Genomic DNA, 25,514 nt, shown 5'->3' on the forward strand with positions numbered 1-25,514 from the left:
CTCAGGAAATTCGGCAAGATGCGCACATCAACAAACCCAAAACCGATCGCTATTGACAGGCGGAGTCATATCAGCCGAATGGACGAGTGTTCACGCCATTCGATGCCCGGCACACTGCGCGAGCGAACGGCAGGAATTCAGGGTTGGGAGGGAATAAATGCGGAAAGGATCAGCGCTTGCGCGAGCTCGATTTCTTCGGCGCGGCGCGCCGGAATTCTTCGAGCACGTCTTCGAATTCGGAGACGTCCTCGAAACGCTTGTAGACGGAAGCGAAACGCACGTAGGCGATGGTATCGAGCTGTCGCAACTCGTTCATGACGAGTTCGCCGAGGCGTTCGCTCTGCACTTCACGCTCGCCGCTGCCGAGCAACTGATACTCGATGCGGGACGCGGCGGCGTCGATCGCATCGGCTGCGACCGGACGCTTTCTCAGCGCAAGCTGCATGCTCGCGACGATCTTGCGACGGTCGAACTCTGTGCGGCTGCCGTCTTTCTTGACGACAGTCGGCAGCGCCAGTTCGACGCGCTCATACGTGGTGAAGCGCTTGTCGCACGCGGGACAGCGCCTTCGCCGCCGAATGGCCGCGCCATCCTCCGACACGCGAGAATCCACGACCTGGGTATCTTCGTGTCGGCAGAATGGGCAGCGCATCGGCGTTGGGCTCGCGAATTAACGGTAGACCGGGAAACGCTTGGTCAGATCGGCCACCTGCGCGCGCACGCGCTCGATCGTCGCCTGGTCTTCCGGATTGTCGAGCACGTCGGCGATCAAGTTGCCGACGATCTCAGCTTCCTTCGTGCCGAACCCGCGCGTGGTCATCGCGGGCGAGCCGAGGCGCACGCCGCTCGTGACGAACGGCTTTTCCGGATCGTTCGGAATGGCGTTCTTGTTGACTGTGATGTGCGCGGCGCCGAGCGCGGCTTCCGCAGCCTTGCCGGTGATCTTCTTCGCCCGCAGATCGACGAGCATCACGTGGCTTTCGGTACGGCCCGACACGATGCGCAAGCCGCGCTTCACGAGCGTTTCCGCAAGCACGCGCGCGTTGTCGATCACGGCCTGTTGATAAGTCTTGAATTCCGGCGACAGCGCTTCCTTGAACGCCACGGCCTTCGCGGCGATCACGTGCATGAGCGGTCCGCCCTGAATGCCCGGGAAAATCGCCGAGTTGATCTGTTTCTCAAACTCGGCCTTCATCAGGATCACGCCGCCGCGCGGACCGCGCAGGCTCTTGTGCGTCGTCGTGGTGACGAAATCGGCGTGCGGCACCGGGTTCGGATATACGCCCGCTGCGACGAGACCGGCGTAGTGCGCCATGTCGACCATGAAGTAAGCGCCGACGCTCTTCGCGATCTTCGACAGACGCTCGAAGTCGATCTTCAGCGCAAACGCCGACGCGCCTGCGACGATCAGCTTCGGCTTGTGTTCCTTGGCGAGCGCTTCGGTCTTTTCGTAGTCGATGTCTTCGGCCTCGTTCAGGCCGTAGCTCACGACGTTGAACCACTTGCCCGACATGTTGACCGGCGAGCCGTGCGTCAGGTGACCGCCTTCGGCGAGGCTCATGCCCATGATCGTGTCGCCCGGCTTGAGCACGGCGAAGAACACGCCCTGATTGGCTTGCGAGCCGGAGTTCGGCTGGACGTTCGCGGCTTCGGCGCCGAAGAGCTGTTTCACGCGGTCGATCGCGAGTTGCTCGACGATGTCGACATACTCGCAGCCGCCGTAGTAGCGCTTGCCGGGATAGCCTTCGGCGTATTTGTTCGTGAGTTGCGAGCCCTGCGCGGCCATCACGGCCGGGCTCGTGTAGTTTTCCGACGCGATCAGCTCGATGTGATCTTCCTGGCGACGGTTTTCCTGCTCGATCGCCTTGAGCAATTCGGGATCGACATTGGCGAGGGTACTTTCGGCTCTGTCAAACATACGTTTTCCGTGAGATCAAAACAGGTTGACCGGATCGCGCGTGCGCCACGTTCGAAGCAGACGCAAAAGACGCTGGAAACCGATGGAGTCCAGGCGCGACGGATAGAGGATGAATCCGGTTTCGCGGAACGGACAGCCACCGGCAACGCAGCGACGGCGTGCGGATCTCAGCTGCCCAGGCGAACGGCAAAACGACGCTCCGCGCTTCCTGGTGGGTCGCTCCACCTTGAATCCGAAGATTCTATCGCCAGTCACGCGGGGTTTGAGCGTTGTAGTGTAATGGGCGGGCAGCCTTTAGGCAACCGGATCCCCGACCATTTCCCGGCACGAATCGACGCGTTTAAAGCACGATCGTTCGCGTGTGTCATTGCTTGCCGCGCCGCATCAATGGAAGTACCCTTTGCGCCGTCGACGGACGCGCTCCCCGGCGCGTTTCGGCTTTATCCATCTCATCCCGTTCGGAGTCCGCTCATGATCGTTTTTGTCACCGGCGCGTCTGCCGGATTTGGCGCCGCCATTGCGCGCACTTTCGTGAAAGGCGGCCATCGCGTGATCGCCGCCGCGCGCCGCAAGGAGCGGCTCGTCGCGCTGTCGAACGAGCTCGGCGACGCGCTCCTGCCGGTCGAGCTCGACGTGCGCGACGAAACCGCGGTGCGCAACGCCGTCGCGTCGCTGCCGGAAACGTTCGCCCAGATCGATGTGCTCGTGAATAACGCCGGTCTCGCGCTCGGTCTCGAGCCCGCGCAACGCGCGAATCTCGACGACTGGAAGAACATGATCGACACGAACTGCACAGGCCTCGTGACCGTCACGCACGCGATCCTGCCGGGCATGATCGAGAGGAATCGCGGCCATGTGTTCAATATGGGCTCGGTGGCCGGCACGTATCCGTACATCGGCGGCAATGTGTATGGCGCGTCCAAGGCGTTCGTGCGGCAGTTCAGCCTGAACCTGCGTGCCGACGTCGCCGGCACCGCTCTGCGCGTGACCGACATCGAACCGGGACTGGTGGGCGGCACCGAGTTTTCCAACGTGCGCTTCAAGGGCGACGACAGCAAGGCCGCGACCGTCTACAAGGACGTGCAGGCGCTCACACCCGAGGACATCGCCGATGCGATCTACTGGATCGCGACGCGCCCGGCGCACGTCAATATCAACGCGATCGAGATGATGCCGATCGCCCAAACCTTCGCACCGTTGCAAATTCACCGCGGCTGATTCGGGGATTTGCCTAAGGATTTGGCAGTCGTGCTTCCGGTTCCGGTAAAATGCCGCCGATGAATATTTGTCAAAAAGCAAGCCGGAGCGTGCTCGAGCGCCTCCGCGCGTGCGGAGCGGCGCAAAGGTGAGTGATCCGTTGACTTTCGAATGGCCGGTTCGGGTGTATTACGAGGACACCGACGCCGGCGGCATCGTTTTCTACGCGAACTACCTGAAGTTCTTCGAGCGGGCGCGCACCGAATGGCTGCGCGCGTGCGGCATCGACCAGCAGCGCCTCGCGGATTCGAACGGCATTGTGTTCGTCGTGAGACGCACGTCTGTCGATTATTCGTCGCCGGCACGTCTGGACGACGTCATTCGCGTCGTGAGCCGCATCGAGCGGCTCGGCCGTGCGTCGGTGGATTTTCATCAGGAAGCGTGGCGCGATGGCGTTCTGCTCGCGAGCGGCGACATTCGTATAGCGTCGGTGAATCGCGCGTCGGTTCGTCCAGCCGCGATTCCCGATGCCGTACTCGACGGATTGAAACGCGGCCCGCACGCCACGCTCGTCACCGCGTCATGAGGCGCGAACCCGGATCGAGCCTGAACGATGAACTCATCGCATCCCGAAGCGAACCAAGGGCATCGGGAACAGAGGAAGCACTAACGACCACGAGCCTGCCACGGCGCGGCTTTCGTTTGATTCACATCCTTTTCACGAAAGCATGACGCTTTGACCGGACGTCCCTTTCGGGACGTAACAGCGGACCTTTATGAACAATACACAAGACCTGTCGATCATTTCTCTCGTCATTCACGCGAGCCTGCTCGCGCAGGCCGTGATGGCGCTGCTGCTGCTCCTCTCGCTGCTGTCGTGGACCTTCATTTTTCGCAAGTGGTTTGCCATTCGGCGCGCGCGCGCGCAAACCGAGCGTTTCGAGCGCGATTTCTGGTCGGGCGGCGACCTGCAGGCGCTCTATCAGAGCGCGGCGAACAACCGTCACACCATCGGCGCGCTCGAGCGTATCTTTGAATCCGGCATGCGCGAATTTCTGAAGGGCAAGGAGCGTCGCATCACCGACCCCGGCGCGATCCTCGACGGTTCCCGCCGCGCGATGCGCGCCGCCTTCCAGCGCGAAATGGACGTGCTCGAGGCGAATCTCGCGTTTCTCGCTTCGGTCGGCTCGGTGAGTCCGTATATCGGTCTCTTCGGCACCGTCTGGGGCATCATGAACTCCTTCCGCGGACTCGCCAACGTGCAGCAGGCGACGCTCGCGAACGTGGCGCCGGGCATCGCCGAGGCGCTCGTCGCAACCGCGATCGGCCTCTTCGCCGCGATCCCGGCCGTGGTCGCATACAACCGTTACGCGCACGATATCGATCGCCTGGCGATCCGTTTCGAGACCTTCATCGAAGAGTTCTCCAACATCCTGCAGCGTCAGGCGCACTAAGCAAGGAGTCGCGATGGCAGGCCCCATTCGTTCCAGCATGCGCGGCAGTTCGCGCCGCGCAATGTCCGACATCAACGTCGTGCCGTATATCGACGTGATGCTCGTGCTGCTCGTCATCTTCATGGTGACGGCGCCGCTCGTTTCGCCGTCCATCATCAATTTGCCGACCGTCGGCAACGCGCAACCGCAGGAGCAGCAGCCGCCGCTCGTCATCAACATCAAGGCGGACGGCAGCATGAACGTCCGGTACAAGGAAGACGGCGGCGCGACGCAGGAGCAGAAGATGACGAAGGAAGAGCTGAATACCTTCGTGCTCAATCGTCAGGAGTCGCATCCGGATCAGCCCGTCGTGATCGCGGCGGACAAGACCGTGAAGTATGAAGTCGTGATGAACGTGATGTCCGATATGAAGGCGCGCGGCGTGAAGCGCGTCGGATTGCTCGTCAAATCGCAATGACCCTTTTGCACAGGCAGACACGCGCATCGTCCGCGCGACCGATTCGCCCGCCGCGCGAGCGTGGCACGGGCAAGGCGTTCGCGCTCGCGGCGTTGATGCACCTGCTGCTCGGCTGGCTGCTGTACCACGGCATCAACTGGCAGAACAACACGCCCGCGGGCTCGGAAGCGGAGATCTGGACAGAGATTCCGGATACGTCCACACCGACGCCCCGCCCCGCCCCGCCACCGCCTGCGCCAGTGAAGGTGCAGCCCGCGCCGCCGCCCGCGAAGGACGAGGACGCGGACATCGCGTTGCAGGAGAAGAAGCGCAAGCAGCAGGAAGCGGCCGCGCGTGAGGCGCAGCTCGCGGAGCAGCGCCGTCAACAGGAGCAGGCGCGTCAGGAAGCGGAAGAAAAGCGTCAGCAGCAACTCGCTGCGCAAGCCGCCGCCCAGAAGGCGATGCAGGACAAACAGAAGCAGATCGAGCAGCAGCGTCAGGCCGAACTGCAAAAGCAGCAACAGAAGGCGCAGCAGGACAAGCAGCGCCAGCAACAGCAGGCCGAAGCGCAGAAGCAGGAACAGCTCAAGGAGCAGAAGGAACAGCAGCAGGAAGCCAAGGCGAAGGCCGATGCCCAAGCGAAGGCCAAGGCTGAAGCCGACGCGAAAGCGAAGGCGGCGGCGCAGGCGAAAGCCAAGGCCGATGCGGAATCGAAGGCCAAGCTCGACGCCGAGCGCAAGGCTCGCCTCTCGCAACTGCAAGGTCAGTTGGGCGGCGGTACGGCGGGCAGCGGCGAAGGGCTCGCCAAGAGCGGCACGGGCAAGGGCGCGGGCGGCAATGCAACCTCGCCGGGATACGCCGAGAAGGTGCAGCGCCGCGTGCGGCCGAACATCCATTGGGGCGGCGAAACCGCCGGGCTTGAAACGGTTGTTTCAGTCCGCTGCTCACCGACGGGCACACTGCTATCCGCATCCATCACCCGTTCGAGCGGCAACGAGCAATGGGACGCGGCGGCGTTGCGTGCAGTACAGAATTCCGACCCCATGCCCGTCGATATCGACGGCAAGGCGCCCGGCTCATTCACGATCACGCTGCGCCCGGCCGGAGGCTGATCCAGTGCTCGCGCGATCGACATGAGAGCCGCTTTGGGTGGGAACGAATTGTGCGAGCGCGGGTCTGTTCTGCAGTCCGCGGACACTTGAAAACGCTTTTATCTGGAACCTATACAGCATGAGTTTGATGACGAAGCTTGGCCTGAAAACGCTGGTCGCATCCTGCCTGATCGCAGCCGGCACCGCCGCACACGCCCAGTTGAACGTACTCGTGACCGGCGTCGGTTCGACCCAGTTTCCGATCGCGACGGCCAATTTCGCCAATGAAGCGAGTTCGCCCCAGCAGGTCAGCGCGATCATTCGCCAGGATCTGCAGAGAAGCGGCAAGTTCACGAATATCGACGCGGGCGGCACGCCGGTGTCGGAGACCGATTCGGTCGATCTCGGCGCCTGGAAGGCAAAAGGCGCAGATGCGTTCGTGTCGGGCAGCGTGAACAAGCTGCCGAACGGCCAGTACGAAGTGCGCTTCCGTCTCTACGACACCGTCAAGCAGCAGAATCTGGGCGGCCTGTCGCTCGTCAGCGCCGAAAGCGGCCTGCGCATGAGCGCGCACAAGATCGCGGACTACATCTATGCGAAGCTGCTCGGCGGCCGCGGCGTGTTCGCGACGCGTTTGTCCTATGTGATTCAGACGGGCGGCCGTTATCAATTGCAGATTTCGGATTCGGACGGACAGGACGCGAAGATCGCGCTTTCCAGCCCGGAGCCGATCATCTCGCCGGCGTGGTCGCCGGACGGCACGAAGGTGGCATACGTGTCGTTCGAAAAGAAGAAGCCGGTGGTGTACATCCACGACCTGCCGACGGGACGTCGCGTGGTCGTGTCGAATCAGAAGGGCAACAACAGTGCCCCGGCGTGGTCGCCCGATGGCCGCAAGCTCGCGGTCGCGCTCTCGCGCACCGGCAACACGCAGATTTTCGAAGTCAACGCAGACGGCTCCGGCCTGCGCCGTCTGACACAAGGCAGTTCCATCGACACCGAGCCGTACTACTCTCCTGATGGCAACTCGATTTATTTCACGAGCGATCGCGGCGGCCAACCGCAGATCTACAAGATGCCGGCGGCAGGTGAAAGCGCCGGCGCGGCCCAGCGGGTCACGTTTGCAGGCGCGTACAACACGAGCCCGCGCGTGAGCCCGGACGGCAAGCAACTCGCGTACATTTCGCGCACTGGCGGCGGCTTCAAGCTGTATCTGCAGGACCTCGCGTCCGGCACGGCGACGGGGCTGACCGACACGACGCATGACGAATCGCCGAGCTTCGCGGCGAATGGTCAGTACATCCTCTACGCCACCCAAGTGAACGGACGTGGCGTGTTGGCAGCCGTTTCGACCGACGGTCGTACGCGGCAAGTCTTGTCCGTACAGGGCGGTGTGGTGCGCGAGCCGTCCTGGGGTCCGTTCATGCAATAAGTCCAGCAATAACGTTTCACAAACAACGTTCAGCTACAACACAAGGAGAGGTACCATGATGTCGAAACTTCGTATCGGCCTGGCAGTTGCGATGGTCGGCGCATTGGCGGCGTGTCACTCGGGCGTGAAGCTCGATGAAGGCCAGAACAAAGGTGCAGTCGGCACGCAGCCGAACCCGACGGACGTAAAGCAGGTCAACATCGACCCGCTGAACGACCCGAACAGCCCGCTCGCGAAGCGCAGCATCTATTTCGACTTCGACAGCTATGCCGTGAAGGACGACTATCAGCCGCTGCTGCAACAACACTCGTCGTACCTGAAGAGCCATCCGGAGCGTCACGTCCTGATCCAGGGCAACACCGACGAGCGTGGCACGAGCGAGTACAACCTGGCGCTCGGCCAGAAGCGTGCGGAAGCCGTGCGTCGCGCAATGTCGCTGATGGGCGTCGCCGATTCGCAGATGGAAGCCGTGAGCCTCGGCAAGGAAAAGCCGACGGCGACGGGTCACGACGAATCGTCGTGGGCACAGAACCGCCGTGCGGACCTCGTGTACCAGCAGTAATCAACTTAACGTAACCAGTCACGGGTGAGTCGCCCTATGTTGTATCGCTTTCCCTTGCTGCGCATGGCCGCAGCCGCGTGCGTACTCGGTTCGACGATGCTGAGCGTGCCCGCGCACGCCGGCGTCTTCGACGACAACGAAGCGCGTAAAGCCGTGCTCGACCTGCGCACGAAAACTGACAGCCTGTCCAGTCAGTTGCAGGCGGCACAGCGCACGATCCTCGATCAATCGAACCGTATCGACCAGCTCAATCAGCAGGTCGCGACGCTTCGCGGCCAGAACGAGGATCTGGCCAACCAGGTCGGAACCCTGCAGAAGCAGCAGAAGGACTATTACGCCGATCTCGACACGCGCTTGAAGAAGTTCGAGCCGCAGCAGGAGACGATCGACGGCATGACCGGTTCTGTGCAGCCTGGCGAGACGGAAGCGTTCAACGCAGCGTCGACTCAATTCCGTAACGGTGACTACAAGAATGCCGCGGCGTCCTTCAAGGCATTCGTGGTGAAGTATCCGCAGAGCCCGTATCAGCCCACTGCCCGTTACTGGCTCGGCAATGCGCTCTACGCTCAGCGCGACTACAAGGGATCGACGGCGATCTGGCAGGATCTGGTGAAGAGCTACCCGACGCATCCGCGAGCGCCCGAGGCATTGCTCGCAATCGCGAACAACCAGATCGAGCAAGGTCAGAAGGCGGCCGCCAAGCAGACGCTTCAGCAGATCATCTCGCAGTACGCCGGTACGGAAGTCGCGCAGACCGCGCAAAGCAAGATGTCGCAGGTGAAGTAAGCGAAGCGTCATCGTTTCGCGCCTCTCGAGGAGAATGCCCGCGCGCAACGAAGCCGCGGGCGTTTTTCTTTCGAGAATCAGGCTCTTCTTCGATGAACCGGGTTGACGGTTCTCCGAATTTGAGATTATAATTTTGCCTCTTTCGGGTCGTTAGCTCAGCTGGTAGAGCAGCGGACTTTTAATCCGTTGGTCACAGGTTCGAATCCCGTACGGCCTACCAAGTATCAGGTAAGAAGCCCAGTCATTGCGACTGGGCTTTTTGCTTTGCACGCCCGATTCGTCTCTACGGCCATCGAGACACAAATTGTCTCAACCCTTCCTATAATCGGAGTCATTCCCGCCACGTTCCAGCGCCATGACCTCCAGCCTCGATGAAGCCATTCTCCGCGTGCTGCCCACTGAACGGGACGCAACCGCCTGGCTCTCGACGCCCGAAATCCGCAGGCGTCTCGAAGAGCGCGGCCATCGCGTCGGGTACACGAAGAAGGTGCAGCGCCATCTGACCGCGCTGGAAGCCGATGCGCGTGTCGTGTCGATGCTCAACGGCCGCGAACTGCTCTGGCAGCGCAAGCCGTGGCTGCACGGGTTGCAGGAAGGCGTCAGCGGGCTGATGAGCGCGTCGGAAGCGGTGGCGTTTCACATCCTTCAGCGCTTCGCGGGCAACAAGCTGCCGAACGCCGTGACGCGCGACATCGATCCGCTCTTCAAGGCTGCCGAATCGCGGCTGTCGCAGGAAAAGGCGGACAGCCGCATTTATCGCGCGTGGGCGGACAAGATCGATTCCGTCGATGGCGCCTTCACGCTGATTCGCCCGAAGCTGCGTCCGGAGATCTTTCAGACTGTCGCGACCGCTACGTTCTTCGAGCGTGAACTGCTCGTGCAATATCGCCCGGCGTACAAGGCGGAGCAACAGCCCGAACAAGGCAACGATCCGAAGACGAAGACACTCTGGCCGCTTGCGCTCGTCGAATCGGCCGGCGTGATGTACATGGTCGCGCAAGACCCGAATCGCGCGCCGCGTCCGGAGAAAGGCGAAACGGAATGGACGCGCGCGCTCTACCGGCTCGATCGCATCCGCTCGGTGGCGGAGTCCGGCGAATCCTTCACGTACCCCGAAGACTTCAAGCTGCGCAAATACATCGAGACGCAGCAGGTGTTCGACTTCCTGCCCGAGCCGCCGGTGCTGCTCGAACTCGCCTTCGAAGGCAACGCGGGTAATCAGTTGCGCGAATCGCCGATGTCGAAGGATCAGCACATCGATGCCCTTCCCGATGGCCGCATGAAAGTCACGGGCACCGTGACGCCGAGTCTCAAGCTGCGCTGGTGGCTGCGCGCGCTGGGCGCGGGCGTCGAGATTCTCGCGCCGCAAGGTCTGCGCGATGAATTCGCGGAAGACTATCGCAAGCTCGCGAGCCGCTATGTTCAGGCAGACTCGCAATGAACGACGCCGCGCACTTCGAGCAGGCAAGTGAATGGATTCGTCATGCCGACGGCCTGCTGATCACCGCGGGCGCGGGCATGGGCGTCGACTCCGGGCTGCCGGATTTTCGCGGTCCTGAAGGCTTCTGGCGCGCGTACCCGGCGTTGCGGCATCACGGCTTTTCGTTCGAGGAGATGGCAAATCCCGAAGGCTTCGTGCGGCATCCGCGGCTCGCGTGGGGCTTTTATGGGCACCGACTCGCGCTGTATCGCGCGACCGCGCCGCATGACGGCTTCCATGTGCTGAAGCGCTGGGCCGCGCGCATGCCGCACGGCGCGTTCGTCTTTACGAGCAATGTCGATGGCCAGTTCCAGCGCGCGGGCTTCGCGCCCGAGCGCGTGGCCGAGTGTCACGGCGCGATCGATTCGCTGCAATGCATTGACGCTTGCACGAACGACATCTGGTCCGCCAAGGGCTTCGATCCGATCGTCGACGAGGCGCGCTGCGAGCTCGTCAACGACATGCCGCGCTGCCCGCATTGCGGCGCGCTCGCGCGTCCGAACATCCTCATGTTCGGCGACTGGAACTGGATCGGCACGCACACCGCGCAACAGGAGCAAAGGCTGGCCGCCTGGCTTCACGGCGTGACGAGCCTCGTGGTCGTCGAGCTTGGCGCGGGGCGCGCGCTGCCGACGGTCCGGCGCTTCAGCGAGCGCAACGGACCGCGCGTGATCCGCATCAATCCACGCGAGCACGCGATTGCGCCGGGCTTGGGCGTAGGCATCGCCGGCGGCGCGCGCGAGACGCTGATGCGGCTCGACCGCATGCTTCAGCCCATATAACGCACGTTGACCTGCGGCCCGAACACGTCGCGCACGATATCGACCAGATGGTCGTGATGGCTCAGGAAGATCACCTGCGTGCGTTTGGCGATCTGCGCGAGCACGCGCAGGCCGGCACGCGCGCGGCCATCGTCGAAATTGATGAAGAGATCGTCGGCGACGAACGGCAACGCCGACGCCTTCTCGCCATGTTCTTCCAGCGCCGCGAGCCGCAGCGCGAGATAGAGCTGATCGCGCGTGCCTTCGCTCATCCCGGGGATGTCGACGTGTTCGCCGCTCGCGCGGATCGCGGACAGCGCCATCGGCTGTCGATCGTAGTCGACGACGAGCCGCGAGAACATGCCAAGCGTGAGCTCCGAGAAGATCGTGCTCGCGCGTGAGAGCATCGGGCCCTGACGGCGCTCGCGATAGCGGTCGATCGCCCACTTGAGCAGCGTCGAAGCCGTCTCGACCTTCACGAAGCGTTCGGCGGCATCGGCCATCGCGGCGAGCGCTTCCTGGCGCTTCGCTTCGGCGCGCGCCGCATTCGCTTCGCCTGCAATGGCGTCGAGTTCCCGGCGTGCAGCATCGAGCGCGGTTGCGGTGTCGGTCGCGATTTTCACGGACTCGGTGAGCGCCGCGCCGATACGCGACAGCTCCGCCTGCACGTTCGGCATGTCCGCGCCCTCCACTTCCGCGACGAGCTCGTCGAGCGACAGGCCATCGCCGCCCTTGATGAGCGCGGCGCGCGCGTCGTCCACATCGGCGATCAGCTCGCGCTTTTTCTGCGACTGAACGATCAACGCCTGGAGCACGTCGGGCGTATCGACGCCGGCGAGATCATAGAGCGGACGCAGCATGGCCTTCGCTGCTTCCACGTCGGCGCGGGCGTGGCTCACCTGTTCGCTCGCCGACGCATGCTCCTTCTTCAAGCGCTTCAGTTCGGCGTGTGCGGCAGACGCGCGATCGAGGCGTGCCGACAGCTCCGTCGCGATCGCGTTCGCATCGAATGTTGCGAGCGATTCGTCGAGTTCGCGCGCGAGTTGCGATGCCTCGGCGTCGAGTGCGGCGAGTTCGGCGCGCTTGGCGTCGATCTGTCCGCTGCGGATGGTTTCGATCTGCGTCAACTGCTCGCCGATCCTCTTCACGATCTCGATGGCCGCTTCGGCCGCCGCCTGCGAATCCGCCACATTCGCGAAACCCGCTTTCGCGATCGCCTCCGACCACTCGCGTTGCCAGCGCTCGAATGCCTCGCGAGCCGCTTTCGCAGCGCCTTGCCGCGCGATGCGCTCGGCGTGCGTTTCGTCGAGTTGCGTCGAGAGATGACGCCGCTTCATCGCGGCCTCGTCGATCGCGCCGATGTGCGTCTCCGCCACGTCGCACAACATGTCGAGATCGGCGCGCGCGTCGGTCTGTGCGCCCGCTTCCGCGAGATGTCGCGCGAGTTCGTCGCGCCGCGCGTCGGAACCGGCGGATTCGCGCGCGAGTTCTTCGGTGCGCGCATCGAGCGCCTGCGCCGCCGCCAGCGCCTTGTCGCGCGATGCGATCCATGACGGCGCTTCGTCGAGCGACATGTCCGCGATATGCGATTGCGCGGCGAGCGCGCGCCACGCGTCGTCGAATGTCGTCAGCGCCGATTCGGCTTCGCGCGCGCTCTGTTCGCGCCGCGCGAGCGTCGATTCTTCGCTCGCGACACGGCGCTTCAATGCCGCAAGCTGCGTCGCGTAACCGACAGAGCCGAGCTGACGATCGGCCAAGCCATCCGCAGAATGCATCGCAGTTTCGAAGCCGGATGCGGCGTCATCGAGCGCCAAGTCGCCGGACTTGATCGCATGCCACGCCGCATCGCGCGACGCGCGTGCTTCGCGCACCTGATCGCCCGTCACGACATCGTGTGTTTCGACCAGATCGTCGAGCTCGGTGCGGGTGACGTGGAGCGTGTCCTGCCCTTCCTTCGCGCGATCGGCCGCGAGCGTCAGCCGCGCGACCAGATCCTGCCGTTCCGCGCGCAGTGCGGCGAGGCGCTCGGCTGTCGGGAGCGACAGCGCCTTCAATTCGTCGATGGAGCGTGACCATCGGCCGAGCGACGCCATGTTCGCGTCGAGCAGTTGCTTCGCGTCGCGCTTCGCGTCTTCGAGGCGCTTCATCGCCGCGCTCTTGTCGCGATATTTCTGCGCCGCGCGCAACGCGGCACGCAGACCCGGCGACACATCGCCGGCCGCGATCGCCGCCAGCTTCGATTTCAGCGTATCGATCTGCGCCGCGCATTCCTCGGCTGACTGTTCAGCGTTGCGCGCGGCGAGTTCGAGTTCGCCGCGCTCCAGCATCAGACTCGTGACCGTTTGCAGCGCGAGCGCGCCCGGCATTGCGCGGCGCGTGCCCGCCTCGTCTTGCGGCCACCCGAGTTGCGTGCCGTCCCGTGCGACTTGCTTCAGGCGCATCGCGACTTCCTGTTCGAGCCGCGCGATTTCGCTCGCGTGATTCGCGCAGCGCTGTCCCGTGGCGTCGAGGGCACGAATGCGCCCCTGCGCGGCGAGAAGCGCATGATCGATATGGACCGCGCCCAGATCCGCCTGCAACTGTTCGGCTTTTTTCGCGTATACGTCGAGCGCGCTCTGCGCGGCCGCATGCCGCTTCAGCGCGCTTTGCAACGTCGCTTCGGCGTTCGCGGGCAGATCGACGACATCGCCCAGTTCGCGCAATTCCGCTGCCTTCTCGCGCCACACGTTCATATACGGTGCGACGCGCCTCACCCGTTCGAGCTTGCCGCGCTGTGCTTCGAGTTCCGCGCGGCGCGCGTCCTGCTCGCGGCGCCTTTCTTCCGTTTCTTCGACGGCGTCATGCGCGCGCGTCCACTTCGCGGTGCGCACGCTGGCCAGTTTCAGTTCGTCGGTGGCTTCGTCGTATTGCTTACGGTGGATGTTGTACGCACAGCCTGACTTGCGCTTCGCCCACAGGCCGTCGGCTTCTTCCGCGAGACGCTGGCGCACGTCGCCCAGGCTTGCGATACCCGCCGCCGACTGAAACAGAACCTGCCCGACATCGCTCGATGCATCGAGAATGGCGTCACCACCGCGCCGAAGCGCCTCGTGATTCAGACAGTACATCTGCTCGAAGAAACCCTTGTCGGCCGCGCCGAGAAACGCTGCCAAAGCGTCGGCGGGCAGCGCGTCGCCGTTCGGCGCATTCAGCGACGACTTACGGCTCTTCGTGCGATGAAACGCGAACGTCTCGCCGCTCGTTTCGATCGACGCACCGAGCCGCAGATCGCTTTGCGGATGCACGAACGCGAGCGGCGAGCTGTGCGGCATGCCGAAGAGCAGCTCGGAAATGGCGTTCTTGATGGTCGATTTGCCGGCCTCGTTCGGACCGACGACGAAGTGGAAATCAAGTTCCACCGCCGGAAACTCGACGGCGTGATCGGTGAACTTGCCGTAGCGGATGAGTTCGAGCTTGCCGATGCGCATGGCTTACTCCGCGTCCGACAACTGCGCGATCAGCCCCGAGCGCACTTCGCCGACGAGCCTCGCGAGTTCGCCGTTGCGCACGTGCTCAAGTTCGGGCACCGACCTATGCAATTCGCTCGGCGCTTGCGCGGCCAGCGCGATGAGCCGTTCCTTAAGCATGCTCAAAAACTCAGGGTCCGATTCGGCTTCGATCAGAAGGCCGTGAAGATCGGCGAGCGCATCGGTGCGGCCGGTTGCCGGTTCGCTGCGCGCGAGCGGCTCGGTCGCGATCTTCACTTTTTCGAGCCACAGCCGGTCGTGGCTGATCGCCGCGATCTGCGCGAGCACTTCCACGCGCAGTTGCGTCTCCAGTCCGAACAGCTCGCCGTGCGCCTGTGTCGCGCCGGTGATCGTTACGCGCACCGCGTGCGGCACCGACGACGCGGAAGACTCGACGAGCGCTTCGAGCTCACGCCCGACAGCCAGCGCGACTTCATCGAGCGTGCTTGCCTGCGATACGTCCACCGTCACGGATTCCCAACGCAGCACGTCGATGAAAAGCCGCTCGACGCTCACCTCCTCCGTATCCGACACCGTGACGATCACCGCGCCGCGCCTGCCCGTCTCGCGGATATTGCGCCCTTGCAGATTGCCCGGAAAAACGATGGTCGATGCGTCCTGCCACATCGCGTAATCGTGCACGTGACCGAGCGCCCAGTAGTGATATTCCTTCGCGTGCAGTTCGGCGACGGAGCACGGCGCGTAGCTCGCGTGCATCGAGCCGCCCTCGAGCGCCGTATGCAGCACGCCGATATTGAAATACCCCGCGACAGGCGACGGATACGCGGTGACGAGATTCGTCGTGACCGCCTTTTCCTTGAAGCTGTGACCGTGCAACGCGACCTTCAGATCGTCGATGCGAAACGTCTGCGGCTTTCTCGTCGAGAACGTGTGGACGTTGTCGGGCAATCGGAGTTGACTCGTCATCTCGCTCTCGGCGTCGTGATTGCCGAAGAGCACGTAGACCGGAATGCCCGCGCGACGCAGCCGGCCCATTTCGCGGCAAAAGAAGATGCCCGTGTTGTGATCGCGCCAGGTGCCGTCGTAGAGATCGCCTGCGATCACCATGAAATCGACCTGTTCGTCGATCGCCGCCGACACGAGCTTCGAGAAGGCCTCGCGCGTGGCGTTGCGCAGCATGTCCGCGGGTGCGTCCGCGTAGGCGGAAAGGCCGTGCAACGGGCTGTCGAGATGGATGTCCGCCGCGTGAATAAAGCGCATGCTGTCTTCCCTTGAAGGATGTCTTTTCTGTCCCGCACCGATGGGGACGACGATCGTAGCAGCCGATCCGGACACATCGCGTCCCGATCGACGTTGCGTGTTCGGGACGCCGAATGTCCCTTCCCGCTCGCAGAATCGGCCGCTCGGATTCAACGCGACACGAGGATAACGATGAACGAAACACTCGAGCGGCACGCCACGATCACGAGCCCTTACACGCTCAGGAATGTCGATGCCGCGATCGGGCATCTGGAGCGCGTGCTGTCGGCGGAAGGTGCGAATTCGCTGTTCGGCCAGACCTACTGGCGCACGCGCGTGCAACAGGTGAGCGCGACGCGCGGCTTGCAACGCGAACAGCGCGCGCGACTTGAACGGCTGATGAAATTGCTGACGGATGGCGGCTGCGTTCAGACCTTCGCGCGCTGAACCGCCTGCGCCAGCGCGACGAATTCCGCCACCGGCACTTCTTCGGCGCGGCGCGTGAGATCGAAGCCGAGGGCGTCGAAATCGATCGTGTCGCGATACGCGCCCAAGTTGTTTCGCAGCACCTTGCGGCGTTGCGCGAACGCGGCCTTCACGACGTCGCTCAATACGGTTTCGTCGACCTCGGGCAACTCGTGCGGTGCGAAAGGAATCATGCGCACGATCGCGGAATTCACCTTCGGCGGCGGATTGAACGACTGGGGCGACACGTCGAGAAGCTTGTCCATCACGTAGCGGTATTGCAGCATCACCGAGAGACGCCCGTAATCCTTGCTCGCGGGCTCGGCGATCATGCGGTCCACCACTTCGTCCTGCAACATGAAGTGCTGGTCGATCACCTTGTGCGCAAACGTCGTCAGGTGAAACAGCAGCGGACTGGAAATGTTGTACGGCAGATTGCCGACGATGCGCAGCGTCGGCTTTTCGTTGTCCTCGCCTTCGAGCGCGAGCGACGCGAAATCGAAATCGAGCGCATCGGCGGAATGCACGACGAGCCTGTCGCCGAAACGCTTTTCCAGACGGCCGATCAGATCGCGATCCAGTTCGACCGCATGCAGCGGCGACTCGGGCGTGGCGAGCCGCGCGATCAGCGGCTCGGTGAGCGCCGCGAGGCCCGGCCCGATCTCCACCATGCGCTCGCCGCGTTTCGGCGCGATCACATCGACGATGGAATCGATCACGCCCTGATCGACTAGGAAGTTTTGCCCGAAGCGCTTGCGCGCGAAATGGCCTTGATGTTTGGTCGACATACTCGTTTGAAGGAAGCGGCGCGCGGCGCCGGATCACGCCGCGCGCGTGTGACGCTTGTGACGCGCCATCGTGACGGCGGCGTCGATCGCGGCGATCATGCTGCCCGGATCGGCGCGGCCGGTGCCCGCGAGATCGAGCGCGGTGCCGTGATCCACCGACGTGCGGATGATCGGCAAGCCGAGCGTCACGTTGATGCCCTCGCCGAACGTCGCGTACTTCAGCACCGGCAGGCCTTGATCGTGGAACATCGCGAGCACGCAATCGGCGCCTTGCAGATAGCGCGGCTGGAACAGCGTGTCGGCGGGATACGGTCCGGGCGCGTCGATGCCGAGCGTGCGCGCGCGTTCGAGCGCAGGCGTGATGACGTCGATTTCCTCGCGGCCCAGATAACCGTTCTCGCCCGCGTGCGGATTGAGACCGGTGACGAGAATGCGCGGCGCGGACAAACCGAAATGCGCGCGCAGATCGTGATCGATGATCGTGAGCGTCTCGACGAGGCCATCGATGGTCAGCGCCGCGGACACATCCTTCAGCGGCAAATGCGTGGTCGCGAGCGCGACGCGCAACGGACGCTCGCTCGACCCCGCCAGCATCATCACGACGCGCGGCGTGTTCGTGCGCTCGGCGAGGTATTCGGTATGGCCGGTGAAGGGAACGCCGGCATCGTTGATGGTGCTCTTTTGCAGCGGCGCGGTGACGATGGCATCGAACCGGCCGGAAACAGCGCCGTCGATGGCGGCATCGAGCAGACCCAGCACATAGCGCCCGTTCGCCGCATTCAGTTTGCCCGGTTCGGCGGGCACGGCGAGCGCGTGATGCTCGATCTCGACCGCGCCGTGCGACGCTTGCCAGCCCGCGCCGGCGCGCGCTTCGAGCAGCGCACGGTCGCCGAGCACCGTGAAGTGCGCCGACGGCCAGCGCTCGCGCGCCTGCCTGAGTGCCGCCGCCGTCAGTTCCGGGCCGACGCCCGCCGGCTCGCCAGTCGTAATGGCGATGGCGAGCGGTCGGGCGTCGGCGGTGCTCATGCTGTTACTGCTGCTGGGCAGCGATGCCCTTGTATTGCACGTACGCGGTGTCGCGCAGTTCGCGCAGCCAGTCGGAGTACGCCTGCTCGGCTTTGCGCTGGCCGATCGCCTGACGCGCGATGTCGAGCTGCTGCGACGCCGATCCTTCCGCTTCGCGGCGACCGAGCACCTGAATCAGGTGATAGCCGTACTCGCTGCGCACCGGATCGCTGACCGCGCCGTCCTGGAGATTGTTCATCGCCCGCTCGAACTCGGGCACCGTCTCGCCCGGGCTGATCCAGCCGAGATCGCCGCCTTGCGACGCCGAGCCGTCCTGCGAATACGTACGCGCGAAGTTGGCGAAATCGCCGCCCGACGCGACTTGCTGCTTGATGTCGAGCAGCTTCTGGCGCGCGGCTTGTTCGGACATGCCGTCCGACACGCGCAGCAGGATGTGGCGCACGTGCGTCTGCACGAGCTTGGGCGCATCGGCGGCGGTGCCTTGGCTCGCGCGGCGATCCACCAGCTTGATGATCTCGAAGCCGCCGTCGGTGCGCAAAAGCGTGGGGACGACCTGGCCCGGACGCAACGTCGAAACCGCGTTCACGATACCCACCGGCAACGTGCCGGGCGTACGGAAACCGAGATCGCCGCCCTTGCTGGCGTCGGTGTCCTGCGAATTCTGCTTGGCGAGTTTGGCGAAATCCTCGCCGCCTTGCGCCTGCTTGAGCACGGCGTCGGCCTGAGCCTGGACCTTCGCGACTTCGCTGTCAGGCGCATCCGACGGCAGCTTGAACATGATGTGCTGAAGGCGCAGATCACTCGTATTGCGCGCGCCCGGACCGCGCTGACTGGCGATGTAGTTCGCCACTTCGCCGTCGGACACGGTGATTTTGCTATCGACTTCCTTCTCACGCAGCTTCGAGAGCGTCAACTCCGTGCGCGCGTCGCGCGTGAAGGTGGACCAGGGCACGCCCTGCGCTTCGATTCGCGCGCGGTACACGTCGAGCGTCATCTGATTTTGCTGCGCGAGACGCGCGAGCGTGCGGTTGACGGTGGCGTCGTCGATGACGATGCCGTCTTCCTTCGCCTTCTGGAGCTGAATGCGCTCGAGCACCATCTGATCGAGCACTTGCCGCTGCATCTGGTCCGCGGGCGGCACCGGCGCGTTCTGCTGCTGAAGACGCTTGGCGATGAGCGCCGTGCGCTCTTCCAGCTCGCGCCGGGTGATGACGCCGTCGTTCACCACCGCGACGACGGAATCGGCGACCTGCGTATTGCGATTCGACAACGCCTGCGCACCGGCCGGCGAACTCAGGATTAGCGCGCCGGTCAGCACGCCCGCTGCGATTGCCATCGATCGAAACATATTCACGTTTGCCACAGATACTCCATCAAATACGGGCTTCGCCCGTTCGTGTCCTGCCTGTACATGCTGCTCATGCTGCTCTGCCTGTCGCTGAATGCCGCGGGAACGCCCGGTCAGGCTTTACTCGTAATCGCTGTACCGGGAGAGCGGCGGCGCTGCCGGCGGCGGCGGCTGATAACCCTGGACGCTCGCGCGGAACGCGCTCACGAGGCCGTTGTCGACGTTCGACAAGCCCTTGAACGTCAATTGCGCGAGCACGCGCGTGCCCGACGAAGGCTGGCCCTGCGTGTTCACGCCGTTGGCATAGCGCTGCATGCCGAAGCCGAACGCCCAGCAGTCGGCATCGTACTGGAAGCCCAGAAGCCCGTCGACGAGACGATGGCTCGCGAGATCGTAATTTACGCGGCCGACGGCGTAGAGGCGATTCGTGAGCGGCCACTCAGCCGACAACAGGATCTGGTTGATCGGCTCGTTCACCAGCGTGGTCTGGTTGGAACGCGTGTAGCGGTAGCCGATGTTGATTACCTTGCGCTCCGCCGGACTGAACGCAAAACCGATGCTCGAGCGCACGAGCTGGTTGTTGTCCACATTATATTGGAACGCGGTTTCCGAGGCGAAACCAGCGCCCAGCTTGATGGCCGCGCCCGCGATCAGGTCCGAGTGCTTCGCCTGGTCGGGCAATTGGCCCGGCGTGATGGTGACGCGCTGGCTCTGGAAATAGTACTGTTGCGCGATGACGAAACGCGCGCGCTCGTCGCCCGTCGCCGGATTGATGAAGCGCGTCGTCAGGCCGGCCGTAATGCGGTTCGCATCCGCGATCCGGTCGTTGCCGACGAAGGTGTTCGGCGTGTAGATCTCGGCCAGGCCGAAGTCGGCTTCGGCGGTATCGAAAATCGGCGCGAAGTCCTGATTGTGATACGGCGTGTAGACGTAGTAGAGCCGCGGTTCCAGCGTCTGGATGTAATCCTGGCCGAAGAGCCGCACCGAGCGGTCGAACACGAGCCCCGTATCGAAGCTGAGGGTCGGAATCGACTCGGTGAAATTCTTGGGCTGCCCCGCCACCGGCGGCGACGAGCCCGCAACCTGGGTCGTCGCGATGTGGCTCAGATCGTACGACGCGAAGTGCCATTGCACCTTCGGCGTGACGAAATAGCCCGGCGCATTGATCCCGTAACTCAGGTACGGGTTGAAGTACAGGCGGTTGCCGTCGGTGGCGCCATCGGTCGTGATCGTGAAGCGCGTCGTGTCCAGTTCCGCGCCGTAGTCGAAGCCGCCGACGTTGTACTTGTTGTACTGAACGTTCACCTGCGGCTCGCGCGCATAGGGCGGAACCGACGGCTGCAGCGTCTGCCAGCGCTGTTCGCGCGCGAGGACGGACCACGGGCCGTTGTTATACGTGAGCCCCGCTTCCTGCTGATACAGGAGCTGCGTGCCGTTCAGGAACTGATTCGACGCGTTGCCCAGGTCTTCCGGATATTGATCGTCCGAAACCTTGTTGTAATTGACGTAGCCGCCGAAGCCGTTGCCGAAGTTCTGGCGATGCTGCCAGAAGATCGCGTAACGATTCGTGTGCGTCACCCGGTCGTTCGGCAGATAGTCGCCGGTAAACGAGCCCGAGTAGGTCGGCGACAGGTAGCGGTAGGTCGCTTCGCCCAGCACGCCGCGCTTCGTCATGATGCGCGGCGTGACAGTCAGATCGCGATTCGGCGCGATATTGAAATAGTACGGAATCGTCGCTTCGAAGCCGGTCGTCGAACTGAGCGAGAAGGTCGGCGGCAACAGGCCGCTGCGACGGTCGCCCGTGAGCGGAAACGACAGCCACGGGCTCCCGAAAACCGGCACGCCCTGAAAGAACAGCACGCCGTTGTGTGCAATGCCCTCTTCGGCGCCGGTGTCGAAATCGAACGACGTACCCTTGATGTACCAGGCCGGATCGGATTCGCACTGACAGGCGGTATAGGTGCCGTGATCGATGCGCGCGCGCTCGTCGTCGATCATGTCGACGCGCTCGGCGCTGCCCGAGCCGCCCGTCAGGTTGAAGTGATATTTCGGGTTCGTCATGAACCCTTCGTTGGCCTCGACCTTCAGATGCGCTTCCGGGCCGACGAACGACACGCCGTTGTTGATCAGCCTGACATTGCCGAAAGCATCGGCCATGTCCGTATCCTGATCGTAATGCAGCGCGTCGCCCTTGATGACCGTCACCGTGCGCCGGATCTCCGCCGAGCCCTTCGCCGCCATGTCTTCGTCGGTGGTGCCGGTCGCCTTGTCGCTCAGCAGGAACGTCGAAGGCTGCTGGCCGCTCTGCAGCGGACGCTCTTCGAGTTGCGGTGCGAGACGCAGACTGCCGGGGCCGTCGAGCGGCTGAGGATACGCGGCGTCGCCCACGAGCTGGGCATGTGCAAGAGCCGGCATCAGGCCTGGAACGGACAGAAGCGCGACGACGAGCCGCCGCCTGCGTGGCTGAGCGTCGCCTTGGATTTTCGATACGGGAAACTGTCGTGGCGGCATGTATGGGTGGCGGTTCGATCCCGTTCGCGTCCCACGCGCCCGATGCCGCCGGGCAGGCGGCCGCGCCCTTTCCGCAGTCACGAACTTGACGGTCCGTTGCAAAGCAGGGACGACACTCGATCGAACGGTGACGCTCACAGTCGTCGGGGGCCTGGCGCCAGGCGTGAAACGGATCGCTTAAAAAAGTCGTGGGGTATTATATGGCAAGATGTTTGACCCCTCGAATTTATGACGCACATTCCCTCCGACGCCCGTCTGAATCAGCTTCGCTCGTGGCTTGAAAGTTTCGCCGGACCGTACCGGCTGAACATCGCGAGTCTCGCTCCCGCCTCCGCCGACGCCAGCTTTCGCCGATATTTCCGGCTGGAGAGCGATTCGGAGCATGGCAAGACGCTCATCGCCGTCGATGCGCCGCCGCCCGAAAAATGCCGCGAGTTCGTGCAGGTCGCCGGGCTGCTCGAAGCGGCGAACGTGCATGTGCCGAAAATTCTCGAAGCCGATTTCGATGCCGGCTTCATGCTCGTGACCGATCTCGGCACGACGACTTACATTTCCGTTCTCGACGAAAAAAACGCGCGGCCGATGATGCGCGCCGCGATCGACACGGTGATCCGCTTCCAGCAGACCGCGCGCGAAGGCGTGCTGCCTTCGTTCGACGAGGCGTTCCTGCGCCGCGAGATGGAACTGATGCCTGAATGGTTCATCGGCCGACATCTAGGCCGCGAAGTCACCGCGGACGAACGCAAGACGCTCGACAATACTTTCACGCTGCTCGTGCAGAGCGCGCTCGCGCAGCCGCAGACCTTCATGCTGCGCGATTTCATGCCGCGCAATCTGATGGTGTGCGAGCCGAACCCGGGCGTGCTGGACTTTCAGGACGCAGTCTACGGGCCGATCACGTACGACATGGCGTCGTTGATGCGCGATGCGTTCATCAGCTGGGAAGAGGCGTTTCAGCTCGATTGCGTCGCCTATTACTGGGAGCGCGCGAAGAAGGCCGGACTGCCCGTCGATGCCGATTTCGGCGAGTTTTATCGCCAGCTCGAATGGATGGGCCTGCAGCGGCACATCAAGGTGCTCGGCCTGTTCGCGCGTATCCATTACCGCGACGGCAAGCCGCAATATCTCGCCGACCTGCCGCGCTTCATCGGCTACGCGCGCAAGGTCGCGGAGCGCTACGCGCCGTTGTGGCCGTTCGCGCGTCTGCTCGATTCGCTGGAAGGCCGCGCGATCGAAGTCGGTTACACCTTCTGAGCTCACGATGACGCACGCTTTGAAAACGGCGATGATCTTCGCCGCCGGCCGTGGCGAACGCATGCGCCCGCTCACCGATACGTGTCCGAAGCCCTTGCTCGAAGTCGGCGGCAAGCCGCTCATCGTGTGGCAGATCGAGCGCCTCGCGGCGGCGGGCGTCGAGGTGATCGTCATCAATCATGCATGGCTCGGCGAGCAGATCGAAGCCGCGCTCGGGTATGGCTCGCGCTGGGGCGTCGAGCTGCGGTATTCGCCCGAGACCGAGGCGCTGGAGACGGCAGGCGGCATCGCACAGGCACGGCATCTGATCGGGGACGGCGTGTTCATCGCGGTGAGCGGCGACGTGTTCTGCGACTTCGACTATGCGAGCTTGCGCGATCACGCCGAAGTGCTGAAGGCGCGCGAGGAACCCGGCATGCATCTCGTGATGGTGCGGAACCCGCCGTTTCATCCCAACGGCGATTTCGCTCTGCGCGACGGCGTGCTCGCACTCGACGGCGAGCCGCGGTACACCTTCGGCAACATCGGCCTGTATGACACGCGCATGTTCCGCGATCTCGCGCCCGGCACGCGCCGCGCGCTGACGCCGTACTACCGCGAAACGATCTCGGCCGGACGCGCGAGCGGCGAACGCTACGACGGCCGCTGGGAAAACGTCGGCACGCCCGCGCAAATTCGCGCACTCGACGACGAACTGCGGGCCCGGTGACCGGCAGGCGCGTCGGGGATTGGGACGCATCCGATGGTAAAATGCGCGGTTCTCCCGTCTTTTCCTTCCGGCCGCGCCCGCAATCATGTCCGATACCCGTCCCGATACCCTCTTCGCGCTCACCGCGCTCTCGCCGCTCGACGGCCGCTATGCCGCCAAGACAGAAGCCCTGCGCGAATGGCTCTCCGAAGCCGCGTTCATGCGGCATCGCGTGACGGTCGAGATTCACTGGCTGATCGCGCTGTCGCGCGCCGGTTTCACTGAAGTGCCGCGCTTTTCCGAGGCGTCCGAGCAATTCCTGCTCAGCCTCACTGAACGTTTCACGGCGCACGACGCAGCGCGCATCAAGGACATCGAGCGCGTCACGAATCACGACGTGAAGGCCGTCGAATATTGGCTCAAGGAGTCGGTCAAGGGTCAGCCGGAACTGGAGCGCGCGAGCGAGTTCATCCACTTCGCATGCACGTCCGAAGACATCAACAACACGTCGCACGGTCTGATGCTTGCCGGCGCACGCGAACACGTGATCCTGCCGGCACTGCGCTCGGTGTACGAACGCCTCGTGAAGCTCGCACACGCGCACGCGGAACAGCCGATGCTCTCACGCACGCACGGTCAGCCGGCCAGCCCGACCACGCTCGGCAAGGAAATCGCCAACGTTGCGGCGCGTCTTTCGCGCGCGATCCAGCGCATCGAGAAGGTCGAACTGCTCGGCAAGATGAACGGCGCGGTCGGCAATTTCAACGCGCATCTGTCGGCGTATCCGGAATTCGATTGGGAAGCGTTCTCGAAGGATGTCGTCGAAAATCGGCTGAAGCTCACGTTCAATCCGTACACGATTCAGATCGAGCCGCACGACTACATGGCCGAGTTGTTCGACGCGGTGGCACGCGCTAATACAATCCTGCTCGACCTCGATCGCGATGTGTGGGGCTACATCTCGCTCGGCTATTTCAAACAAAAGACGAAGGCGGGCGAAATCGGTTCGTCGACGATGCCGCATAAAGTCAATCCGATCGACTTCGAGAATTCGGAAGGTAATCTTGGCCTCGCGAATGCCACGCTGCGCCATCTCGCCGACAAACTGCCGGTCTCGCGCTGGCAGCGCGACCTGACGGATTCGACCGTGCTGCGCAATATCGGCGTCGCGTTCGGCTATTCGCTGCTCGCTTACGACGCGCTGATCCGCGGCCTCGACAAGCTGGAAATCAACGCGGCGCGCCTGAACGAAGATCTCGACAACACGTGGGAAGTGCTCGCCGAGCCGGTGCAGACGGTGATGCGCCGTTACGGCATCGAAAATCCGTACGAGCAACTGAAGGAACTCACGCGCGGCAAGGGCATCACGCGCGAGGCGCTGCAGACGTTCATCGCGGGTCTGGCGATTCCCGCCGACGCGAAGAAACTGCTGCTCGAGATGACGCCGGGTTCGTACATCGGCAAGGCGGTGGAGTTGGCAAAGCGGATTGCTTGAATCCAGGCCTGGATCCAGAAGTAAAAAAGCCCCGGAAACTGAACTGCACCCCAAAAGTTGGACAACCGTCCAACGACTTGGGGTGTTTTTTATGAGCAAGCACAGCGCGCAATTTA

At 63.5% G+C, this 25,514-nt stretch carries 22 protein-coding genes, 1 tRNA gene and 1 riboswitch; of the genes, 15 read left to right on the forward strand and 8 right to left on the reverse strand.

The features are described from left to right. Positions 1-169: 169 nt before the first annotated feature. Entirely contained in the window at positions 170-652 is a 483-nt protein-coding gene (gene nrdR / locus NCR38_RS11025) for a transcriptional regulator NrdR (RefSeq protein ID WP_061121281.1), read from the reverse strand. Between the two features lie 18 nt (positions 653-670). Further along, a complete protein-coding gene (glyA, locus tag NCR38_RS11030; RefSeq protein WP_250477062.1) occupies positions 671-1,918 on the reverse strand; it encodes a serine hydroxymethyltransferase in 1,248 nt (415 codons plus the stop codon). Positions 1,919-2,084: 166 nt separating this feature from the next. Then, positions 2,085-2,183, reverse strand: a riboswitch (ZMP/ZTP riboswitch). A gap of 206 nt (positions 2,184-2,389) precedes the next feature. Between glyA and ydfG the strand changes: the two genes are divergently transcribed. The 11 genes from ydfG (at position 2,390) to NCR38_RS11085 (ending at position 11,138) form a co-directional block, all read left to right on the forward strand. Next, positions 2,390-3,136, forward strand: a complete 747-nt coding sequence (gene ydfG, locus NCR38_RS11035) for a bifunctional NADP-dependent 3-hydroxy acid dehydrogenase/3-hydroxypropionate dehydrogenase YdfG (RefSeq protein WP_250477063.1) — start codon at positions 2,390-2,392, stop codon at positions 3,134-3,136. A 127-nt stretch (positions 3,137-3,263) separates the two neighbouring features. Beyond that, the gene (gene ybgC / locus NCR38_RS11040; RefSeq protein WP_250477064.1) at positions 3,264-3,701 is read left to right on the forward strand and encodes a tol-pal system-associated acyl-CoA thioesterase; all 438 of its coding nucleotides are present in this window, start codon (positions 3,264-3,266) and stop codon (positions 3,699-3,701) included. 190 nt (positions 3,702-3,891) lie between these two features. After that, entirely contained in the window at positions 3,892-4,569 is a 678-nt protein-coding gene (gene tolQ / locus NCR38_RS11045) for a protein TolQ (protein ID WP_061121284.1), read from the forward strand. Between the two features lie 13 nt (positions 4,570-4,582). Further along, a complete protein-coding gene (tolR, locus tag NCR38_RS11050) occupies positions 4,583-5,026 on the forward strand; it encodes a protein TolR (RefSeq protein ID WP_061121285.1) in 444 nt (147 codons plus the stop codon). Then, a complete protein-coding gene (gene tolA, locus NCR38_RS11055; protein ID WP_061121286.1) occupies positions 5,023-6,117 on the forward strand; it encodes a cell envelope integrity protein TolA in 1,095 nt (364 codons plus the stop codon). The genes tolR and tolA overlap by 4 nt, the downstream gene beginning before the upstream one ends. Before the next feature lie 118 nt (positions 6,118-6,235). Next, positions 6,236-7,528, forward strand: a complete 1,293-nt coding sequence (tolB, locus tag NCR38_RS11060) for a Tol-Pal system beta propeller repeat protein TolB (RefSeq protein WP_061121287.1) — start codon at positions 6,236-6,238, stop codon at positions 7,526-7,528. A 55-nt stretch (positions 7,529-7,583) separates the two neighbouring features. Continuing rightward, positions 7,584-8,090, forward strand: coding sequence for a peptidoglycan-associated lipoprotein Pal (gene pal / locus NCR38_RS11065; protein ID WP_008342807.1), 507 nt, complete (start codon positions 7,584-7,586; stop codon positions 8,088-8,090). Between the two features lie 36 nt (positions 8,091-8,126). Beyond that, a complete protein-coding gene (gene ybgF, locus NCR38_RS11070; protein ID WP_250477072.1) occupies positions 8,127-8,876 on the forward strand; it encodes a tol-pal system protein YbgF in 750 nt (249 codons plus the stop codon). A 144-nt stretch (positions 8,877-9,020) separates the two neighbouring features. Then, a tRNA-Lys gene (locus tag NCR38_RS11075) sits at positions 9,021-9,096 on the forward strand. A 135-nt stretch (positions 9,097-9,231) separates the two neighbouring features. Then, positions 9,232-10,317 carry a YafY family protein gene (locus NCR38_RS11080; protein WP_250477065.1) on the forward strand — a complete coding sequence of 362 codons (1,086 nt, stop codon included), beginning with the start codon at positions 9,232-9,234 and terminating at the stop codon, positions 10,315-10,317. Beyond that, complete coding sequence (locus tag NCR38_RS11085; protein ID WP_250477066.1) at positions 10,314-11,138, forward strand: Sir2 family NAD-dependent protein deacetylase; 825 nt, start codon at positions 10,314-10,316, stop codon at positions 11,136-11,138. The genes NCR38_RS11080 and NCR38_RS11085 overlap by 4 nt, the downstream gene beginning before the upstream one ends. On the opposite strand, the gene NCR38_RS11090 is transcribed toward NCR38_RS11085, so the two are convergent. Together NCR38_RS11090 and NCR38_RS11095 are read right to left on the reverse strand one after the other, a co-directional pair. Beyond that, a complete protein-coding gene (locus tag NCR38_RS11090) occupies positions 11,126-14,584 on the reverse strand; it encodes a YhaN family protein (RefSeq protein ID WP_250477067.1) in 3,459 nt (1,152 codons plus the stop codon). The two genes, NCR38_RS11085 and NCR38_RS11090, sit on opposite strands and share 13 nt — an antisense overlap. Before the next feature lie 3 nt (positions 14,585-14,587). Next, positions 14,588-15,844 carry a DNA repair exonuclease gene (locus tag NCR38_RS11095; RefSeq protein WP_250477068.1) on the reverse strand — a complete coding sequence of 419 codons (1,257 nt, stop codon included), beginning with the start codon at positions 15,842-15,844 and terminating at the stop codon, positions 14,588-14,590. 171 nt (positions 15,845-16,015) lie between these two features. Here NCR38_RS11095 and NCR38_RS11100 point away from each other — a divergent pair, with 171 nt between their 5' ends. Then, a complete protein-coding gene (locus NCR38_RS11100; protein ID WP_250477069.1) occupies positions 16,016-16,270 on the forward strand; it encodes a hypothetical protein in 255 nt (84 codons plus the stop codon). Here NCR38_RS11100 and rsmA read toward each other — a convergent pair. The 4 genes from rsmA to NCR38_RS11120 all read right to left on the reverse strand — a co-directional run bounded on the left by rsmA (position 16,252) and on the right by NCR38_RS11120 (position 21,961). Next, on the reverse strand, positions 16,252-17,076 hold the full coding sequence (gene rsmA, locus NCR38_RS11105; RefSeq protein ID WP_250477070.1) for a 16S rRNA (adenine(1518)-N(6)/adenine(1519)-N(6))-dimethyltransferase RsmA: 825 nt from the start codon (positions 17,074-17,076) through the stop codon (positions 16,252-16,254). The genes NCR38_RS11100 and rsmA overlap by 19 nt on opposite strands. A 33-nt stretch (positions 17,077-17,109) precedes the next feature. Then, positions 17,110-18,102, reverse strand: a complete 993-nt coding sequence (gene pdxA / locus NCR38_RS11110) for a 4-hydroxythreonine-4-phosphate dehydrogenase PdxA (RefSeq protein ID WP_250477071.1) — start codon at positions 18,100-18,102, stop codon at positions 17,110-17,112. 4 nt (positions 18,103-18,106) lie between these two features. After that, positions 18,107-19,450 (reverse strand): peptidylprolyl isomerase, encoded by a 1,344-nt coding sequence (locus NCR38_RS11115; RefSeq protein WP_061121296.1) that lies wholly within the window; start codon positions 19,448-19,450, stop codon positions 18,107-18,109. 120 nt (positions 19,451-19,570) lie between these two features. Next, positions 19,571-21,961: an LPS-assembly protein LptD gene (locus NCR38_RS11120; RefSeq protein WP_061121297.1), complete on the reverse strand. Its 2,391-nt coding sequence runs from the start codon at positions 21,959-21,961 to the stop codon at positions 19,571-19,573. A 228-nt stretch (positions 21,962-22,189) separates the two neighbouring features. On the opposite strand from NCR38_RS11120, the gene NCR38_RS11125 reads away from it, so the two are divergent. The 3 genes from NCR38_RS11125 (at position 22,190) to purB (ending at position 25,398) form a co-directional block, all read left to right on the forward strand. Further along, positions 22,190-23,215 (forward strand): aminoglycoside phosphotransferase family protein, encoded by a 1,026-nt coding sequence (locus tag NCR38_RS11125; protein ID WP_061121298.1) that lies wholly within the window; start codon positions 22,190-22,192, stop codon positions 23,213-23,215. Positions 23,216-23,222: 7 nt separating this feature from the next. Then, positions 23,223-23,924: an N-acetylmuramate alpha-1-phosphate uridylyltransferase MurU gene (murU, locus tag NCR38_RS11130; protein WP_061121299.1), complete on the forward strand. Its 702-nt coding sequence runs from the start codon at positions 23,223-23,225 to the stop codon at positions 23,922-23,924. Between the two features lie 85 nt (positions 23,925-24,009). Further along, positions 24,010-25,398: an adenylosuccinate lyase gene (gene purB / locus NCR38_RS11135; protein WP_061121300.1), complete on the forward strand. Its 1,389-nt coding sequence runs from the start codon at positions 24,010-24,012 to the stop codon at positions 25,396-25,398. Positions 25,399-25,514 lie beyond the last annotated feature (116 nt).

This window comes from Caballeronia sp. INML1, from assembly GCF_023631085.1.
Taxonomy (GTDB): Bacteria; Pseudomonadota; Gammaproteobacteria; order Burkholderiales; family Burkholderiaceae; genus Caballeronia; species Caballeronia turbans.

Excerpts from the sequence above, each read along its gene's own strand:
- nrdR (WP_061121281.1), bottom strand. The coding sequence starts at position 652 with ATGCGCTGCCCATTCTGCCGACACGAAGATACCCAGGTCGTGGATTCT.
- glyA (WP_250477062.1), bottom strand. The coding sequence starts at position 1,918 with ATGTTTGACAGAGCCGAAAGTACCCTCGCCAATGTCGATCCCGAATTG.
- ydfG (WP_250477063.1), top strand. The coding sequence starts at position 2,390 with ATGATCGTTTTTGTCACCGGCGCGTCTGCCGGATTTGGCGCCGCCATT.
- tolQ (WP_061121284.1), top strand. The coding sequence starts at position 3,892 with ATGAACAATACACAAGACCTGTCGATCATTTCTCTCGTCATTCACGCG.
- tolR (WP_061121285.1), top strand. The coding sequence starts at position 4,583 with ATGGCAGGCCCCATTCGTTCCAGCATGCGCGGCAGTTCGCGCCGCGCA.
- tolA (WP_061121286.1), top strand. The coding sequence starts at position 5,023 with ATGACCCTTTTGCACAGGCAGACACGCGCATCGTCCGCGCGACCGATT.
- tolB (WP_061121287.1), top strand. The coding sequence starts at position 6,236 with ATGAGTTTGATGACGAAGCTTGGCCTGAAAACGCTGGTCGCATCCTGC.
- pal (WP_008342807.1), top strand. The coding sequence starts at position 7,584 with ATGATGTCGAAACTTCGTATCGGCCTGGCAGTTGCGATGGTCGGCGCA.
- ybgF (WP_250477072.1), top strand. The coding sequence starts at position 8,127 with ATGTTGTATCGCTTTCCCTTGCTGCGCATGGCCGCAGCCGCGTGCGTA.
- NCR38_RS11080 (WP_250477065.1), top strand. The coding sequence starts at position 9,232 with ATGACCTCCAGCCTCGATGAAGCCATTCTCCGCGTGCTGCCCACTGAA.
- NCR38_RS11085 (WP_250477066.1), top strand. The coding sequence starts at position 10,314 with ATGAACGACGCCGCGCACTTCGAGCAGGCAAGTGAATGGATTCGTCAT.
- NCR38_RS11090 (WP_250477067.1), bottom strand. The coding sequence starts at position 14,584 with ATGCGCATCGGCAAGCTCGAACTCATCCGCTACGGCAAGTTCACCGAT.
- NCR38_RS11095 (WP_250477068.1), bottom strand. The coding sequence starts at position 15,844 with ATGCGCTTTATTCACGCGGCGGACATCCATCTCGACAGCCCGTTGCAC.
- NCR38_RS11100 (WP_250477069.1), top strand. The coding sequence starts at position 16,016 with ATGAACGAAACACTCGAGCGGCACGCCACGATCACGAGCCCTTACACG.
- rsmA (WP_250477070.1), bottom strand. The coding sequence starts at position 17,076 with ATGTCGACCAAACATCAAGGCCATTTCGCGCGCAAGCGCTTCGGGCAA.
- pdxA (WP_250477071.1), bottom strand. The coding sequence starts at position 18,102 with ATGAGCACCGCCGACGCCCGACCGCTCGCCATCGCCATTACGACTGGC.
- NCR38_RS11115 (WP_061121296.1), bottom strand. The coding sequence starts at position 19,450 with ATGTTTCGATCGATGGCAATCGCAGCGGGCGTGCTGACCGGCGCGCTA.
- NCR38_RS11120 (WP_061121297.1), bottom strand. The coding sequence starts at position 21,961 with ATGCCGCCACGACAGTTTCCCGTATCGAAAATCCAAGGCGACGCTCAG.
- NCR38_RS11125 (WP_061121298.1), top strand. The coding sequence starts at position 22,190 with ATGACGCACATTCCCTCCGACGCCCGTCTGAATCAGCTTCGCTCGTGG.
- murU (WP_061121299.1), top strand. The coding sequence starts at position 23,223 with ATGACGCACGCTTTGAAAACGGCGATGATCTTCGCCGCCGGCCGTGGC.
- purB (WP_061121300.1), top strand. The coding sequence starts at position 24,010 with ATGTCCGATACCCGTCCCGATACCCTCTTCGCGCTCACCGCGCTCTCG.